This is a genomic window from Arthrobacter yangruifuii (genome assembly GCF_009192775.1).
GTDB lineage: Bacteria > Actinomycetota > Actinomycetes > Actinomycetales > Micrococcaceae > Arthrobacter_B > Arthrobacter_B yangruifuii.
In genome coordinates this window covers 58,700-73,103 of record NZ_VTFX01000003.1, presented here as the reverse complement: position 1 = coordinate 73,103, position 14,404 = coordinate 58,700, and the positions used below count along the sequence as shown (strand labels likewise).

14 protein-coding genes are annotated in these 14,404 nt (G+C 64.4%); 9 read left to right on the top strand and 5 right to left on the bottom strand.

What is annotated here, in order from left to right; all coding sequences use genetic code 11:
• From GD627_RS06995 to GD627_RS06985, 3 genes are all read left to right on the top strand, one after another.
• Entirely contained in the window at positions 1 to 831 is an 831-nt protein-coding gene (locus GD627_RS06995; protein WP_152271924.1) for an SDR family oxidoreductase, read from the top strand.
• Between the two features lie 84 nt (positions 832 to 915).
• Complete coding sequence (locus GD627_RS06990; RefSeq protein ID WP_152271923.1) at positions 916 to 1,698, top strand: alpha/beta fold hydrolase; 783 nt, start codon at positions 916 to 918, stop codon at positions 1,696 to 1,698.
• A complete protein-coding gene (locus GD627_RS06985; protein WP_152271922.1) occupies positions 1,695 to 2,267 on the top strand; it encodes a DUF1697 domain-containing protein in 573 nt (190 codons plus the stop codon). Before GD627_RS06990 ends, GD627_RS06985 begins: the two co-directional genes overlap by 4 nt.
• Before the next feature lie 19 nt (positions 2,268 to 2,286).
• Here GD627_RS06985 and GD627_RS17025 read toward each other — a convergent pair whose 3' ends face one another.
• The 5 genes from GD627_RS17025 to GD627_RS06960 form a co-directional block, all read right to left on the bottom strand.
• Positions 2,287 to 2,826 (bottom strand): DivIVA domain-containing protein, encoded by a 540-nt coding sequence (locus GD627_RS17025; RefSeq protein WP_152271921.1) that lies wholly within the window; start codon positions 2,824 to 2,826, stop codon positions 2,287 to 2,289.
• Positions 2,827 to 2,893: 67 nt separating this feature from the next.
• Positions 2,894 to 3,571, bottom strand: a complete 678-nt coding sequence (locus tag GD627_RS06975) for an NUDIX domain-containing protein (protein ID WP_152271920.1) — start codon at positions 3,569 to 3,571, stop codon at positions 2,894 to 2,896.
• Entirely contained in the window at positions 3,568 to 5,115 is a 1,548-nt protein-coding gene (locus tag GD627_RS06970) for a nicotinate phosphoribosyltransferase (protein WP_152271919.1), read from the bottom strand. Before GD627_RS06970 ends, GD627_RS06975 begins: the two co-directional genes overlap by 4 nt.
• A 26-nt stretch (positions 5,116 to 5,141) precedes the next feature.
• A complete protein-coding gene (locus tag GD627_RS06965) occupies positions 5,142 to 5,957 on the bottom strand; it encodes a ribose-phosphate diphosphokinase (protein WP_152271918.1) in 816 nt (271 codons plus the stop codon).
• Positions 5,958 to 6,142: 185 nt separating this feature from the next.
• On the bottom strand, positions 6,143 to 6,751 hold the full coding sequence (locus GD627_RS06960) for a mycothiol transferase (RefSeq protein ID WP_152271917.1): 609 nt from the start codon (positions 6,749 to 6,751) through the stop codon (positions 6,143 to 6,145).
• A gap of 251 nt (positions 6,752 to 7,002) precedes the next feature.
• Here GD627_RS06960 and GD627_RS06955 point away from each other — a divergent pair, with 251 nt between their 5' ends.
• From GD627_RS06955 to GD627_RS06930, 6 genes are all read left to right on the top strand, one after another.
• Positions 7,003 to 8,010 carry a phosphate/phosphite/phosphonate ABC transporter substrate-binding protein gene (locus GD627_RS06955; protein ID WP_152271916.1) on the top strand — a complete coding sequence of 336 codons (1,008 nt, stop codon included), beginning with the start codon at positions 7,003 to 7,005 and terminating at the stop codon, positions 8,008 to 8,010.
• Positions 8,011 to 8,027: 17 nt separating this feature from the next.
• Complete coding sequence (gene phnC, locus GD627_RS06950) at positions 8,028 to 8,858, top strand: phosphonate ABC transporter ATP-binding protein (RefSeq protein ID WP_152271915.1); 831 nt, start codon at positions 8,028 to 8,030, stop codon at positions 8,856 to 8,858.
• Positions 8,855 to 10,543, top strand: coding sequence for a PhnE/PtxC family ABC transporter permease (locus tag GD627_RS06945; protein WP_152271914.1), 1,689 nt, complete (start codon positions 8,855 to 8,857; stop codon positions 10,541 to 10,543). The genes phnC and GD627_RS06945 overlap by 4 nt, the downstream gene beginning before the upstream one ends.
• A 94-nt stretch (positions 10,544 to 10,637) precedes the next feature.
• Complete coding sequence (locus GD627_RS06940) at positions 10,638 to 11,831, top strand: cytochrome P450 (RefSeq protein ID WP_194265991.1); 1,194 nt, start codon at positions 10,638 to 10,640, stop codon at positions 11,829 to 11,831.
• A 12-nt stretch (positions 11,832 to 11,843) separates the two neighbouring features.
• Positions 11,844 to 12,818: a PaaX family transcriptional regulator gene (locus GD627_RS06935; RefSeq protein WP_152271912.1), complete on the top strand. Its 975-nt coding sequence runs from the start codon at positions 11,844 to 11,846 to the stop codon at positions 12,816 to 12,818.
• 87 nt (positions 12,819 to 12,905) lie between these two features.
• A complete protein-coding gene (locus tag GD627_RS06930) occupies positions 12,906 to 14,321 on the top strand; it encodes an alpha/beta fold hydrolase (RefSeq protein ID WP_152271911.1) in 1,416 nt (471 codons plus the stop codon).
• Positions 14,322 to 14,404 lie beyond the last annotated feature (83 nt).

Genomic DNA, 14,404 nt, shown 5'->3' with positions numbered 1-14,404 from the left:
ATGTCCTCTGAAGTTCTGGTAATCATCGGCATGGGCGGCATGGGGCAGGCCGTTCTGCGCCGGTCCGGCGCGGGACGCAAGGTCCTGGTGGCCGATTTCAACGAAGCCCTCCTGGAGAGTACGGTCGCCGCCGCACTGGGCGAGGGATTCGACGTCGTCTCCCAGCAGGTGGACGTCTCCTCGCGGCAGTCGGTGGCCGCTCTGGCCGCAACCGCCCGTGAGCTGGGGGCCGTCACCGGCGTCGTACATACCGCGGGGCTCTCCCCTGTCCAGGCACCGGTGGAGGCCATCTGGAAGGTGGACCTCTTCGGCGTGGCCGTGGTGCTGGAGGAGTTCGAGAAGGTCATCGCCCCGGGCGGTGCCGGCGTCGTCATTTCCAGCATGTCCGCCTACATGGCCGGCGGCCAGATGCCCGCCGACGTGCTGGCGAGCCTGGCCACCGTTCCCGCGGACGATCTGCTGCTGATCCCGTTTGTTGCCGGCATCGACCACCCCGGACACGCCTACAGCGTGGCCAAGCGCGCCAACCAGGTCCGCGTCCAGACCGCCAGCCTGCGTTGGGGTGCCCGCGGGGCACGCGTGAACAGCATCAGCCCCGGCGTCATTTCCACCCCGATGGGCCAGCAGGAACTCGCCGGCGAATCCGGCTCGCAAATGCGGGCCATGATCGAGGCGTCCGGCACCAAGCGCCTCGGCACCGCCTTCGATATCGCCAATGCCACGGCCTTCCTGCTTAGCCAGGATGCCAGCTTCGTCACCGGCGCGGACCTGCTGGTTGACGGTGGTGCCGTGGCCGCCGTCGATACCGGCCAGCGCAGCCGCACGGCGTAGCGGGCGGGGAAAAGTTCCGCGCCGAAGGAGCTGAGGCGGATCAACCGATTGTCGGGGCGCCGGCGGTGTGATCGAATCTGGGACATGTTGTACGCATCCTCGGCAGACGGCACCCGTATCGCGTTCGACCAGACGGGCCACGGCATTCCGGTGATCGTCGTCGGCGGCGCTTTTTCAACCGCCGACGACGGCGCGCCCCTGGCGGAGGCACTGGGGGCCGCCGGCTTCCAGGCGGTGACCGTGGACCGCCGTGCCCGCGGGGAAAGCATGGACACCTCGCCCTACTCCCCGCAGCGGGAGGTGGAGGACCTCACGGCGGTTATCCATGCCGTGGGCGGCGACGCGGCGGTCATCGGGCACTCTTCCGGTGCCATGCTCGCCCTGCTGGCCGCAGCAGAAGGGGCACCGATCAACCACCTGTTCCTTTCCGAACCTCCTTTCCTGTTCGGGGAGGGGGAACCGTCAGCGGATCTTCCGGACCGGCTCCAGTCCCTCGTCGACGCCGAACACCCGGACGAGGCCGTCACCACCTTCCAGCGCGAAGCCGTCGGCCTGCCCGAACCGATGATCGACCAGATCCGAACCAGTGCCTCTTTCGCGTCCCTCCTCCCGCTGGCCCAGTCCACCGTCTACGACGCCCTGCTGTCACAGGCCGTGTCGACTCCGACGCCGGCTATGGCGGAGGTTCCGGTGCCCGTCACCATCCTGCGGGGGGCCACCACCTACCCGGTGATTATGAACGCCACCGAGAAGCTGGCCCGGCTTATGCCGCACGCGGTCCTGGTGACGGTGCCGGAGTCCCATGACCACAACGTTGATCCGGCAGGCACCGTCCGGGAAATCTGCCGCCGCATGACGGTGCAGTGACGGGCAGTCCGGACGGGGATGCCGGGCTTCGCCTCGCCCTCCTCCGCGGCATCAACGTCGGCGGGCGGAACAAGGTCCCCATGCAGGCGTTGAGGGGACATCTGGAGGACCTGGGATATCAGCAGGTCTCCACCTATATCGCCAGCGGCAATGTCTTCCTGGCATCCGATGCTGATGCCGCCACGATCGGCAGTTCCATCGAAGCTGCCCTGAGCCGGCATTTCGACCTTGATGACGAACTCGTCAAAGTCCTGGTGCTCGGCCGGGCGCAGCTGGAATCCGTCGTCGCGCACCGGCCCGCAGATTTCGGTGAGCAGCCGGAGCTGTACCACTGTGACGCCATCTTCCTCATGGGCATTGAGGCTGAAACTGCCCTGCAGGTCTTCCGGCCGAGGGAAGGGGTGGACCGGATCTGGGCGGGAGACGGCGTGATCTACTCGCAGCGGCTCAGCGCCGAACGCACCAGGAGCCGGCTGAGTGCCATTACCGCCTCGCCGCTGTACAAGTCCATGACGATCCGCAGCTGGAAGACCACCCTGAAGCTGTGGGAAATGCTGTCGGCGCCTTAGGCTACCGGCTGCATCTGCGCTAATTCGATGTTGCCCCGGTGCCGTACTGCGTTGTCCCTCCGGACGCCTGCAGCCGAAGCCGCTCGTTTTCGTCCATCCGCTGACGGAGACCTGCGGCAACCTCGGTCAGGAAGTCGTCCACCTCGTCCTGCGAATAGCCGTTGCGGAATTTCGTTGGGCTGAAACTCGAATTCAGCACCTGCTCCGGTGTGAGAACCGGAGCGGTATGGGAAACGAGCCTGCCCAGGGGAATGGCCTGCTGAAGCTCCAGGCGTTCACTGTCGAGCCGCTGGAATTCCCGGACCGTCTGCTCAAGGAGTTCATCCACCTGCCTCTGGTCATAACCCTCCCGGAAGCTGGTGGGCTGAAACAGTTTAGCGGTGACGTCCTCGGCGGTGAGCGGTAATCCGCTTTGCTTGGCGGATACCGCCTTTGTCTTCGGTCTCTTTGCCACGACGGAAATAAACACGATCACCACAATCATCACCAAGAGGATTATCCAGTTGACCTCGCCTCCGTCGAAGCCCAGATATCTCGTTGGAATTTGTCCCAAAAACATGCTCAGACCCGGCCTTCATTGGAGTTGCCCGCTGCGGAAAATGATTGCGAAAGCATCCTAACCGCAATTACGGCAAGGAATAAAGATCACGCCGGGACTGCTGATTCCAGGACCATCCCGCTGCGGGACGGCCTCGCCCCGCAGCCACTGCCTCGCCTGACTTTGTCAGAGCCGGGCTGCGCGCCAGCATCCGTCCCAGATTGGACGAGTCCGGTTCGCTGCGGCCTGCCGCGGCCGCCAGGCTCCGGATGAGGCGGGCAGCCTGGGCGGTGGTGAAGCGCTGTCCCAGCAGCGCCCGGGTCAATGGCTGGTCCACCCAGAGGGCGTCCAGCGCGGTGCCGGCGGTGCGGCGGAGAATGGTGTCATGGTCAAACGGCAGTCCGGAGACCTGCTCCGCCGGAACAACTTGGACCGTTGCCTCATCCAGCCCGGCGTCCGGATGCAGAACGGCGGTGTGGACAATCGAGATGGTGGGCCCGCGCGGATCCCGGTCCGGATTGTCGTAGACGCCCGCCGTGCCGATGTGTTCCACCTGCTCCCGCCCCACCCCGGTTTTGACCGTCAATGCCCGCAATGCAGCCTCGGCCAGCCGTTCGGAGGGCAGCAGCAGGACACCGGGGAGCGCCTGCGCGCCGGCAAAGGGCTCGTTGGCCCGTTCCGCGGTGACCAGGTACAGCCGCCCGTCCCTCACCATGAAGGGGACGGTATCAATGGAGACGAGGGGCTGTTGGTGTTCTGTGCTCATGAAGCGATGTTACCGAGCACCGCACGGACGTCAGCGAAGGACTGCCTGCGGAGGAAGCCGCCGTTGGCCCAGACCGGCTGCAGCAGGGATGCTTCTTCCTGCTCGGGGGTGGCCTTCTCGATGAGTGCCAGCCCGCCGTCGTCGTTCCGTGTGACCGCCAGCCGGCCGGTGGCTGAACGCTTGGAACCGAAGCCCTTGGCCGTGATCGGATCCTTGAAGACGTTGCGTCCTTCGCCGTTGACCTCGATGTAGGTGACCTTGACGGCGGAGGAGAACGTGTCCCTGGTGACGTACTGGTAGGTGAATGACCCGGCACCCAGCACTACGTTCTCGGCTGCATAGCCCGCCGTCTCCAACCGGGCGGTGATGTCGGCGGCGCGTTCCGGAGTGATTGAGTCCCCGTACATCACGCGCACGTTGTTCAGGACCTTATAGCCGGCCTGGTTGCGGGCGGAACCGAACTCTGCGTCGAGGATGGCGACCACGCCGAAGAAGGCAGGGTCGCTGGTCATGGCCGGCACCGCGTCAGGGACGGCGGCGCCGGGCCGGGTGGAGGTTCCGCAGACAATGTCGGCCGGATCCCCGGAGTCGGGACGGATGACGACGTTGCCGTCACGGCACGTGATGATGTCCTTGAGGCCGGGCAGGATGTTCTGCAGCACGTGCCACAGATCGTAGCCGTCGGAAACCAGCGAGATGTTGCCGCTGGGATTGACCTCCAGAATGTGGCGGAAGGTCCCGGCTTCTCCGTCCTGGCCGCCGGCACACATGACCGCATGCTCGCTGGCGGGGATGGAGCCGAGGATCTGGCCGTTGTCGACGCCGAAGGAGGAGTTGTAGTAGCGGCGGATGAAGTCTGCCGAGGCGAGGGAGTCCGACCCCTTGAAGGAGAGCAGGTGGCCGGCGCCGGAGGCGGCAGCAGCCTCGACGCCGGGCATGCCGCGGAAGGAGAAGTCGTGGAGCTGCCAGTCCACGAACGCGGCGTCCGTGCCGGTCTTTTCGGCTGCAGCATCGAGAATGCCCCGGTACTTGTCGGCAATCGTCGCTGCGGTGGAGGGCTGCCAGATGGATGCACTCAACGCCGTCTCGATGTAGTTGACCAGCCAGAAGAACTCCGGTTCGGTGGACTCGACGGTGACGGACGGGACCTGCAGGGGTACCCGGGTTCCTTCGGGAACGGCGCGGAAGATCAGCGGCAGGTAGCCGCGGCGGTGCAGGGCCCGGATGTGGCCGGTGCCCACGGTATTCGGACCGAGGATGTCATTGAGGCCGGCCTGGTATTCGGCGACGGCGTCGTCTTCGTCGGCGGCGAAGAACGGAGCGAACGCCTCGATGCAGAATTTCTGCAGGAAGGCCTGCAGCCCGAAGTGCACCACGTGGTCCACGCCCTCGATGCGGGAGCCGCGGTTGGTGAAGTTGGAGAGGACCTTCGTGGTGCCCTGCGGGTACATGTGGATGTGGCCAAGCTTGTACGCGTCCGTCTGGAAGAGGGCGGCGGTGATGCTGGCAGTGGTCAGTGCGGCGGCGGGTGCTGTGGTGGTCATGGCGGCGTCCTTGGCTTGAGACGGAATCAGATGAGGTGGGAAATCAGGGGCGTGATGGAAGCGGCGACGTCCGGGTTGGCGGCGCCGGGATGTGAATCGGTGGTGTAGATGGAGCCGTACGCCTGCCTCAGCTGGGATGCCTTGCCGGAGAAGACGCCGTGGCTGACCCACAGGTCCAGGCGGTCCGGCCCGAGTCCGGTGGCGGCGGCCAGGCCCATGAAGGTTCCGCCGCCGTCGCAGATGTCGTCAACCACCAGGAAGCGGCCTTCGGCGGGCAGCTCCTCGCAGGTGAAACCGGAGAGCCTGCCGGTGGCGAAGTCGCGGTGCTTCTCGGCGGAGTAGAGCGGCAGTCCCAGGGCTGCGGCGGTTCGGGCGGTGCGTTCCTTCGCCCCGGCATCCGGGCAGATGACACCTGCATACGCCCCCGCCTTGTTCCGCAGGACCTGGGCGATCACGGCGGAGGAATCCACGATGCGCAGGTTGCGCACCAGGGCCGGCATGACGGGCGAGTGCGGGTCGAAGCAGACCACCTCGTCGGCGTTCATGGCGTTGATGAGGTTGGCGTAGACCTTGGCACCGAAGGGGACGCCGCGGTCCTGGCGGGCTCCGGGCAGGTACGGGATGAGGGCCCGGACCTTGTGGCCGCCCTGGTGGGCGTAGTCGATCCACATGGCGGCGCTCATGTACTCGTTGGCATCAGCACCGGTGAGGTAGAGGTAGAGCGGGATTTCCTGCGGACTGCCTGCGACCTGGAGGTGGGCCTCCCCGGCAGGGAAGGACATCGGCGTAGCGGCCGAATGGACGGTGTATCCCTGCGGGACGGTGGCGTATGCGGTGAACATGCTGCCAGCCTACACATGTTTTTCGTCATTGGAAGTTTATTTACCGAATAAACTTCATTTTACGAATAATGTCGCAGTGGCAGGCCAGTCCGACACGCTGATGTAACGGCCGCCCAGCTGTCGGCAGTGAGCGATAGCCAGCGCGTTGAGATGGTGGAGGCTGAGCCGGAACCCGTCGGGCCAGGCTACGCGCCTGCCGCGGGTGCCGGATAGGCGGCGGCGCCGGCCGCCGGAGCGGGCCAGGAGACGTCCGCCGGAGGATCCTCCCCCACCAGCCCGTCCACGGATTCACGGATCAGATCGGCATGTCCGGTATGCCGGGCGTATTCCTCGATCAGGTCAGCCAGCATGCGGCGCAGGCTGCCCACCTGGCCGTCGACGGCCGGCAGCAGCTGGTCGAGTCCGCCGTCGTCAAGCGCAGCGGCAAGACGTTTCCGGGAGCGTCCGACGGCGTCACCCCACAGGGCATAGAGGTCCTCCGGATGGTCATCTGCCGCGGTGCGCCAGTCCCAGTCCGGATCATTGGCCCAGTCCACGGCGTTCCACGGCTCGCCCGGGTCCTGGCTCCTCAGCCGCCAGGCGAAGTAGGTATCTTCCACACCCGCCAGATGTTTGAGCAGGCCGCCGAGGGTAATGGCTGAGGCGCCGACGGTGGCGGTGAGGGCTTCGGCGTCAAGGCCGCCCGTTTTCCAGGCAAAGGTGGCGCGCTGCCGGTCCAGGGATCCCAGCAGGGTTTCTATTTCGCTGCCCGCCAGCGGAGGCTCGATCTTCCGGGTCATCTCATGTTCAGTCATAGCCGGGAAGGCTAGGCCTGACGGGCCTGGCCGTCCACGGTAATCCGGCGCCCATCCATTGACAAAGTCAACAATGCTTGGTCGACTGTGACGCACACCACTATTCCCTGTTTCGAAGAGTCGCAGATCCATAGGCCACACATTTGTAAGCGTTCGATCAATTAAGTGTTGCTTACTCCCCCTGTCTTTGGGCAACGTCGGCCAGGCACGGGCGGAACATCCACACGCAATCAGAGGAGTCAGAGCCGACTATGAACCAGAAAACCAAGGCCTTCGCAGCCCTAGCCGCCGCCAGCCTCCTACTCAGTGCCTGCGGAACCAGCCCGAATGCCAGGCCCGCCGACAACAGCAACAACTCCGATGGTGCATCAGGCGACGCACCGCAGTCCCTCGTTTTCGCGGTTGTACCTACGGATGACAGCAAGGAACTTGAGAACAGCTTCAAACCCATCGTTGCAGCGATCGAAAAGGAAACCGGACTCCCCACCAGCATCGAGGCAGTGAGCAGCAATGCCGGGGTTATCGAAGCGCAGGCAGCCAAACGCGTGGACGTGGCCACCTATGGAGCCTTCTCCTACTACCTTGCCCAGAATGTCGCGGACGTCACGCCGGTGGCCATGGACCAGCGGACTCCGGCAGCCGGATCCGGCGCGGTCCAATCGCTCGGCGTCGTTGCTGCCGGCTCTGACATCAAGACGCTCGAGGACGTCAAAGGCAGGAACGTCTGCTTTACCGATCCCGCGTCCAGTACCGGCTACCTGGCGGCAGCGGCCGGATTGATCGGCATCGGCTTGGATCCGAAAAGCGACATAAATCCGATTTTTGCTGGCTCTCATGACGTTGCCGTGACGCAGATGCTTGCCGGAGACTGCGATGTCGCCTTTGTTGCCGGCACCTTTATCACTGACATTCTTCCGGCCCGGGGAATCATTAAAGACGGTGAAGTAGAGACCCTGTGGACCTCTCCGGATATTCCGGGAACTCCCATGGTGATCGGCGACTGGCTGCCCGAAGACCTGCGCACCAAGATCACCAGTGCGGTACTTAAATACAATGCCGTGACCGCTGCCGAAGCGGGTCTGTGCCCGGACGATCAACGCGAGGCTCAGCCGTCGTGGGGTGAGGAGTATGCAGGCAAGATGGCGTGTGAGTGGGGCGGAACCGGCGCCTTCGCCTTTGAACCTGCCACGGATGATGACTTCGCGACCATCCGTGAAATCTGCGACACCACCCAGGCAGAAGTCTGCCGAAACGAATAGCCGGTAAGGAAGAAACAATGACCGCGCCCCTGCCCACGCCTGAGTCAGGACGTCACACCGTGGCTCCCCAGTCCCCGAACCACACCAACACCGCTCCCAGTCTGCTTCTCGAGAACCTAAGCATGAGCTTCGGGGCCAAGACCGTCCTCCGGGAAGTAAACCTGGATGTGCGCCCGGGGCAGTTCGTTGCCCTCGTCGGACCCTCCGGCGCCGGCAAGTCCACGCTTCTCCGGCTGATCAACGGCAGCCACAGCCCAACCGGCGGCAGTGTGACCGTTCTGGGGGTGAACCCCGCTACGTGCGGACGGAAGAACCTGCGGAAGCTGCGGACCCGCGTCGGCTTTGTCTTTCAACAATTTGGCCTGGTGGGCCGCCTCAGCGCAATGGAGAACGTGCTGATGGGCACTTTGGGATCACTCAAGATGCCTCGCTACGGGATTTCCACCTATCCCCGGCCGCTGCGGGAGAAAGCAGTAGCGAACCTGGAACGGGTGGGCTTGGCCGATCAGAGGTTCCAACGCTGTGACACGCTTTCGGGCGGACAGCAGCAGCGGGTAGCCATAGCGCGGACACTGATGCAGGATGCACGCATTGTCCTCGCCGACGAGCCGGTGGCGTCGCTGGACCCCAGTGCCAGTCTCTCGGTCCTGAACACCCTGAAGAAAGTCAGTGCAGAGGACGGGTTTACGGTTATTTGTTCCCTGCATCAGGTTGACCTCGCCCTGCAGGTTTCAGACCGGGTGGTGGCGGTGCGTGACGGCTCGCTCATCCTCGACACCCCCACCCCGGATACCTCGGAGGCTGCTGTCCGCGCCATTTACGAAAAGGCGAAAGGCCGCACTGCATGAGTGCCTCCACGGACAGTATCGATGAAGCCGGTCGGGCAGTGCCGGGGGTGGAACGGCAGTTCGACGGCGGGAGGAACGGCGAACCGAAGCCAGCCGCCGGCGGGCCGCCGCGCGTAAGCGCTGCGACGCTCGGCATTCCGCTGGCTTACCTCGCTGTGACGGTCTTCGGCATCTGGTGGATCGACATCCGCCCTGCTGCGGTGGCCGCCGGACTCGGCGACATCGGCCGGCTGCTTCAACGGATGGTTCCTCCCACCACCGGCCCTGTACCGGCCCTCCTGACCCTGACACTTGAAACACTCTGGATCGCTCTGGCAGGAACGGGACTGGCGGCAATCGCGTCGGTTTTCCTGGCAGCGGCGGCATCGCGGCACTTCACCGGTCCTCGGGCAGTCCGCTGGCTTGCCCAAGGCATCATTATCGTCACCAGAGCCGTCCCGTCACTGATCTTTGCCATCCTCTTCGTTCGTATTTTCGGTCTGGGTCCGCTCGCCGGCGCACTGGCCATTGCGTTCCATTCCGTCGGCATGATCGGAAAGATGATGTCGGATGTCTTTGAAGAACAAGTCCCGGCTCCGCATGAAGCAATTGCCGCCGTCGGCGCGAACCGTATGCAGAACTTTGTTTCCACTACGCTGACGCGGGCCCTGCCGGCCGCTGCGTCGCTGGTGATCTACCGCCTGGACATCAATGTCCGTGCCTCTGCCGTACTCGGGCTGGTCGGGGCCGGAGGTATTGGTGTTGCACTGCAGACTGCCATCGGATCCCTGAATTACCGCAGAGCAGCGGGCATCATCCTGGCGATCGTCGTCCTCCTCCTGATCCTTGAACTGATTGCCTACCTCGTTCAGCGTGCGGTGGCCGAGCACGCGGATGAACACACCGAATCCCGGCTCTTTGCCCCCGGCAAAGAGGCGTCCACGCCGGGATGGAACCGGTCACGGCTGATGCGCACGGGAGCAGGCGCGGCGGCCGCGTGCCTCTTCCTATTCTCGCTGGGCCAGCTTTCCGTAAATTCCGCCCGGTTGGGACAGGCCTGGGGTAACGCCACCGCCCTGCTCGCCGGCTTTGTCCCGCCGGTATTCACCCAGGACATCCTCCTCGGGATCTTCGAAAGCGTCATCATGGCGTTCACTGCCACGTTCTTCGGAGTGCTGATCGGCCTGGTCATCGCTGTGCTGTCCACCCGGCATTTGGTGACCTTCGCCCCGCTGGCATTTACGTTGCGTGGCCTGGTGGTTTTCGTCCGGGGCATCCCCGACATTGTCTACGCCCTGATTTTCGTTGCCGCTTTGGGGCTTGGACCGTTCGCCGGTTTCCTGGCTCTGACAATCTCCTGCACGGCTTTGGCATCCAAGTTCTTCACGGATTCCCTGCAAAACGTTGACCCTGCACCGATAAGGGCCCTTGAAGCGACGGGAGCGAACCGGGTCCAGATATTCGTCAGCGGGGTCTGGCCGCAGTTTGTACCGAGCTTCATTGGCAACAGCCTCTTTACCTCGGACCTGGCCCTGCGCGAGTCAGCTGTGCTGGGAATTGTTGGTGCCGGCGGCGTGGGTTTCCTGTTGGACGAATCCGTGGCCACCCTGCACTACCAGCAGACGGCAGGCATCCTCATCGGCCTCATTGTTGTGGTCGTCGCGCTTGAATCGGTGGCCCGCTGGGCCCGCAGAAAGGTTATCTAATATGTCCCCGTGCCCTTATGGCAACGCTTCAGATTCGCCGGCCTCGGCCGGCGCCCCCGCAGCCGGAGGACGCGGCGCGGAGTGGTCTCCCGCTATGGACGAGACGTTCGGCAGTGCGCATCAGGATTACGCAGAACTGCGCCGAAGCAACCCCTTCCCGTGGAGCGATGACTTCGGCGGCTTCTGGTCAGCAACAACCTACGAGGATATTCTCCGCATTACGCAGGACGATGAACTTTTCATCACCTCGGTGCAGAACGTAGTGCCTCATGTCCCCAGATCCTCACGCAGGCCTCCCCTGCATTTCGATCCGCCGGAACACACCGCTTACCGTGAAGCAATTGATCCCGTCCTGCGCCGCTCAGTGGTCCGGGCACACGAAGAAGCCTTTCGAGCAAGTGCACGGGAGCTGGTGCAGTCGCTCTTCCTCAGGGACGACGCCGACGGCGTCCGCGATTTCGCAGCCCCCTATGTCATGGACTGCTTCGCAGCCTTTCTGGCTGTTCCGGCCTCCCTCGCCCGACGCATCCGGGACATCGGGGTCCGGTACTCCTTCGCCATCCAGGACATGGATGACGACGTCATCGGGCAGTGCAGCACCGAACTCTACGCAATAGCGGAGCAGGTGTACCGCGACAGGGTGGAGGCCGGCGCCGAAGCAGAACGGGACCTCGTTTCCAGTCTTCACCAGGCTGCCCTGAATCCGGAGAACCATATCAGCGAGCGGACGGCGATAGCCACGATCCGGCAAATGATCGTAGCAGGCATGGGCGCACCACAGGCCGTTCTGGGCAGCTGTCTGGTGCATCTTGCACAGGACCAGATTCTCCAGCAGCATCTGCGGGAGCACCCCGAAGACCTTCCTGCCGCTATCGAAGAGTTCCTCCGGCTCCACGCCCCGTACCGGGTCTTCGCCAGGACAGCCAGCAGGGATACGGAAGTCCACGGGCGGCGGGTTCGCGAAGGCGAACCCATCGCCCTCATATTCCCGTCCGGGAACAGGGATGAAGAGGTCTTTCCGGACCCGGACGATTTTGTGCTGCGCAGACCGAACAACTCCCATTTGGCCTTCGGTCGCGGTGCGCACAAGTGTCCCGCGGCAACCATGGGGCGGCTGGAACTTCTCATCGCATTGGAGGTGCTTCTTGAACACACGGAGGCCTTTGAGCTGGCGGGTGAGGTCGTGATGATGAACTGGCTGGAGTACGGACCCCGAGCCGCCCCGCTCCGGCTGCGGGTCACACCGGACACGGGCAGCGCCGCCGCTTCCAGCGGACCGGGCGAATGACAGAATCGTCCCATGTCCACGTCCGCAACCGCATCCGTGCCGATTCTTCCGCGCTTCCAGAACGGCGCCCGTTCGCAGCAGCTCCTGACGGTCCTGTTGGGAGATTACTGGCACGCACGCAAAGAGCCCATCCCCTCGGCTGCGCTTGTCGAGTTGCTCCAGGTCTTCGGGATTACGGCAACAGGCGGACGTGCGGCGATTCAACGCCTGGCCCAAAGAGGGTTCCTGATCGGCACCAAGGCAGGGCGCCTGACGGCATATGCGGTGTCACCCATGAGCCGCGAACGCATCAACTATCATGTCCGTGCCCTCTTCATGGGCCACATCTCCCAGCCGTGGGACGGCACCTGGACGCTGGTGGGCTACTCGCTTCCGGAGGATGCCAGGGGTACGCGGCGGTTGCTGCGCGACCAGTTACGCCAACTTCACTTTGGAAATCTCTACGACGCACTTTGGATCCGGCCCGGCAACCAGCTCGAATCCGTCGTCGAACTGCAGGCGAACCTGGGAGCGCAGCTGAACCAGGACCACCTGACTGTCTTTACCGATGCGAGGCTACCCGAGGGCACGGGACTGGACGCGATACATGCTGCCTTCGGCCTCCCGGAGTTGGCCGCGGACTACGCCGCTTTCATCAATCGGTGGGAGCCTTTCGCCCGGAAGCTCGAGCAGGGACCGGAAGCAGTGCTGGGGTTGTCGCCGGGTTCATCGGAACGGTCAGGGGACGAGGCCCTCCGGTTGCGGACCTCCTTGATGGCGGATTGGCGCACCCTCCGCCGGCAGGATCCCCGCCTGCCTCATGAACTGCTGGGGGCCGGTTTTCCCCTGTACCGGGCCGTTGCTGCCTGCGCCGCCCTCTATGACAGCCTTGGTCCAGCGGCCGAGGCAGGTGTTCGCCGGATACTACGTGTACACGACGAGCAGTTGGCTGAGCGCATCACGCACCACACGTTCGCTGCCTCGGCTTCCCTTCTCTCGGAGGACTGATTCCCGGCGTATGCCCTACGGTGCCGTCCTCCCGTCATGCATCTCCACTGCAGTGCGCTGAACAGACGTGCTGCCGGAAGGACGAACATGTCATACCGCACCCCAACCTCCCGTTCCACCCGACGCCCCGGCGCTGTCATAGCTGCCGGCATCGCTTGCGCCCTCTGCCTTATCCCGGCGTCGACGGCCACCGCCGCGCCGAACCCACCGATATCTCCGGGGGCCGCCGTAGCGACCGCCGAATTCCGCGGCGACCTGCCCCAGGGTGGCCGCTACGTCCTGTATGCACCATCCCGCTGGAACGGCACGGCCCTAATTTGGAACCCCGGCTACGGTGGCGGTGCCGGCACTGAACCCGCAGCCGCTCCATCTGACGGGCTTCGGCGTTGGCTGCTGGATCAGGGGTATGCCGTCGCCGGGACCACCGCGGCGACGGGCGGATGGGCAGTAGAGGAGTTGATCGCCAACCAACCCGCAGTCGCTGCCGTAATAGAGGAGAATCTGGGCGAACCCGAATCCGTCATCGCCTGGGGCGCCTCCATGGGCGGACTGACCTCCGTGGCCAGCATGGAGGCCTATCCCGCAGAGGTTGATGCAGCACTGCCGCTGTGCGGATCCGTTGCCGGCGCAGTGCCGATGCTCAACGGCAGCCTCGACGGCGCCTTCATCCTGAAGATGCTCCTCGCCCCCGACGATCCACGCCTGGAACTCGTGAATGTCACTAATGAACAAGCACGGCAGGCAGCCTTCCGCCAAGTGCTGGACGAAGCGCAGGCAACACCGGCCGGCCGGGCCAGAATCGCGTTGGCGGCTGCCGTCGCACAGATTCCAGGGTGGACCCAGCCGCAGGATCCGCGGCCGTCACCAAAGGACTATGCCGCTCAACAGCAGCAGATGTACTCAGCCTTTATGTTCGGCGTCGTCTCTCCCCGGCAGCCGCTTGAAGAACGGGCGGGCGGAAACTTCTCCTGGAACACCGGGGTCGATTATGCCGGGTCACTGAGCCGTTCGGGGAACTCGAAGTTGGTCCGCGACCTCTATTCCCAGGCCGGCATCTCACTGAAAGAGGACCTCAAGACCTTGGCGGCCAGTGACAGGATCACCGCCGATCCCGGCGCATTGGCCTACATGCAGGCCAACGCCACGCCCAGGGGGGAGCTTTCCGGACCGGTGCTTACCCTCCATGAGATCGGAGATACGGCACCCACCGTGACGCAGGCAGGAACATATGCGTCCCGCGTCAGGGCCAATGGCGATAATCGGCTGCTCCGACAGGCTTTCGTCGACCGGCCGGGGCACTGCGTTTACGCTGACTCGGAGGTTGCCGCCGCCGTCACTAGTCTCCAGCGCCGGCTCGAGACCGGAAGGTGGGCGAACCTGGCACATCCGGCGGCACTCAACCGGCTGGCAGACACCATAGCGGAAGAGTCCGGGCTTGGGCGCGGCGGGAGTTTCGTCTCCTACAAGCCGTCAGAGATGCTCCGGGGCGAGAGGGGAAACTAAGACCGGGAGGACCAGCGCCCAGGATGCCGAATGCCCGCCCTCTGTCCGGGCATTGCTCAGACAGAGGGCGGGCATTGTTCGGT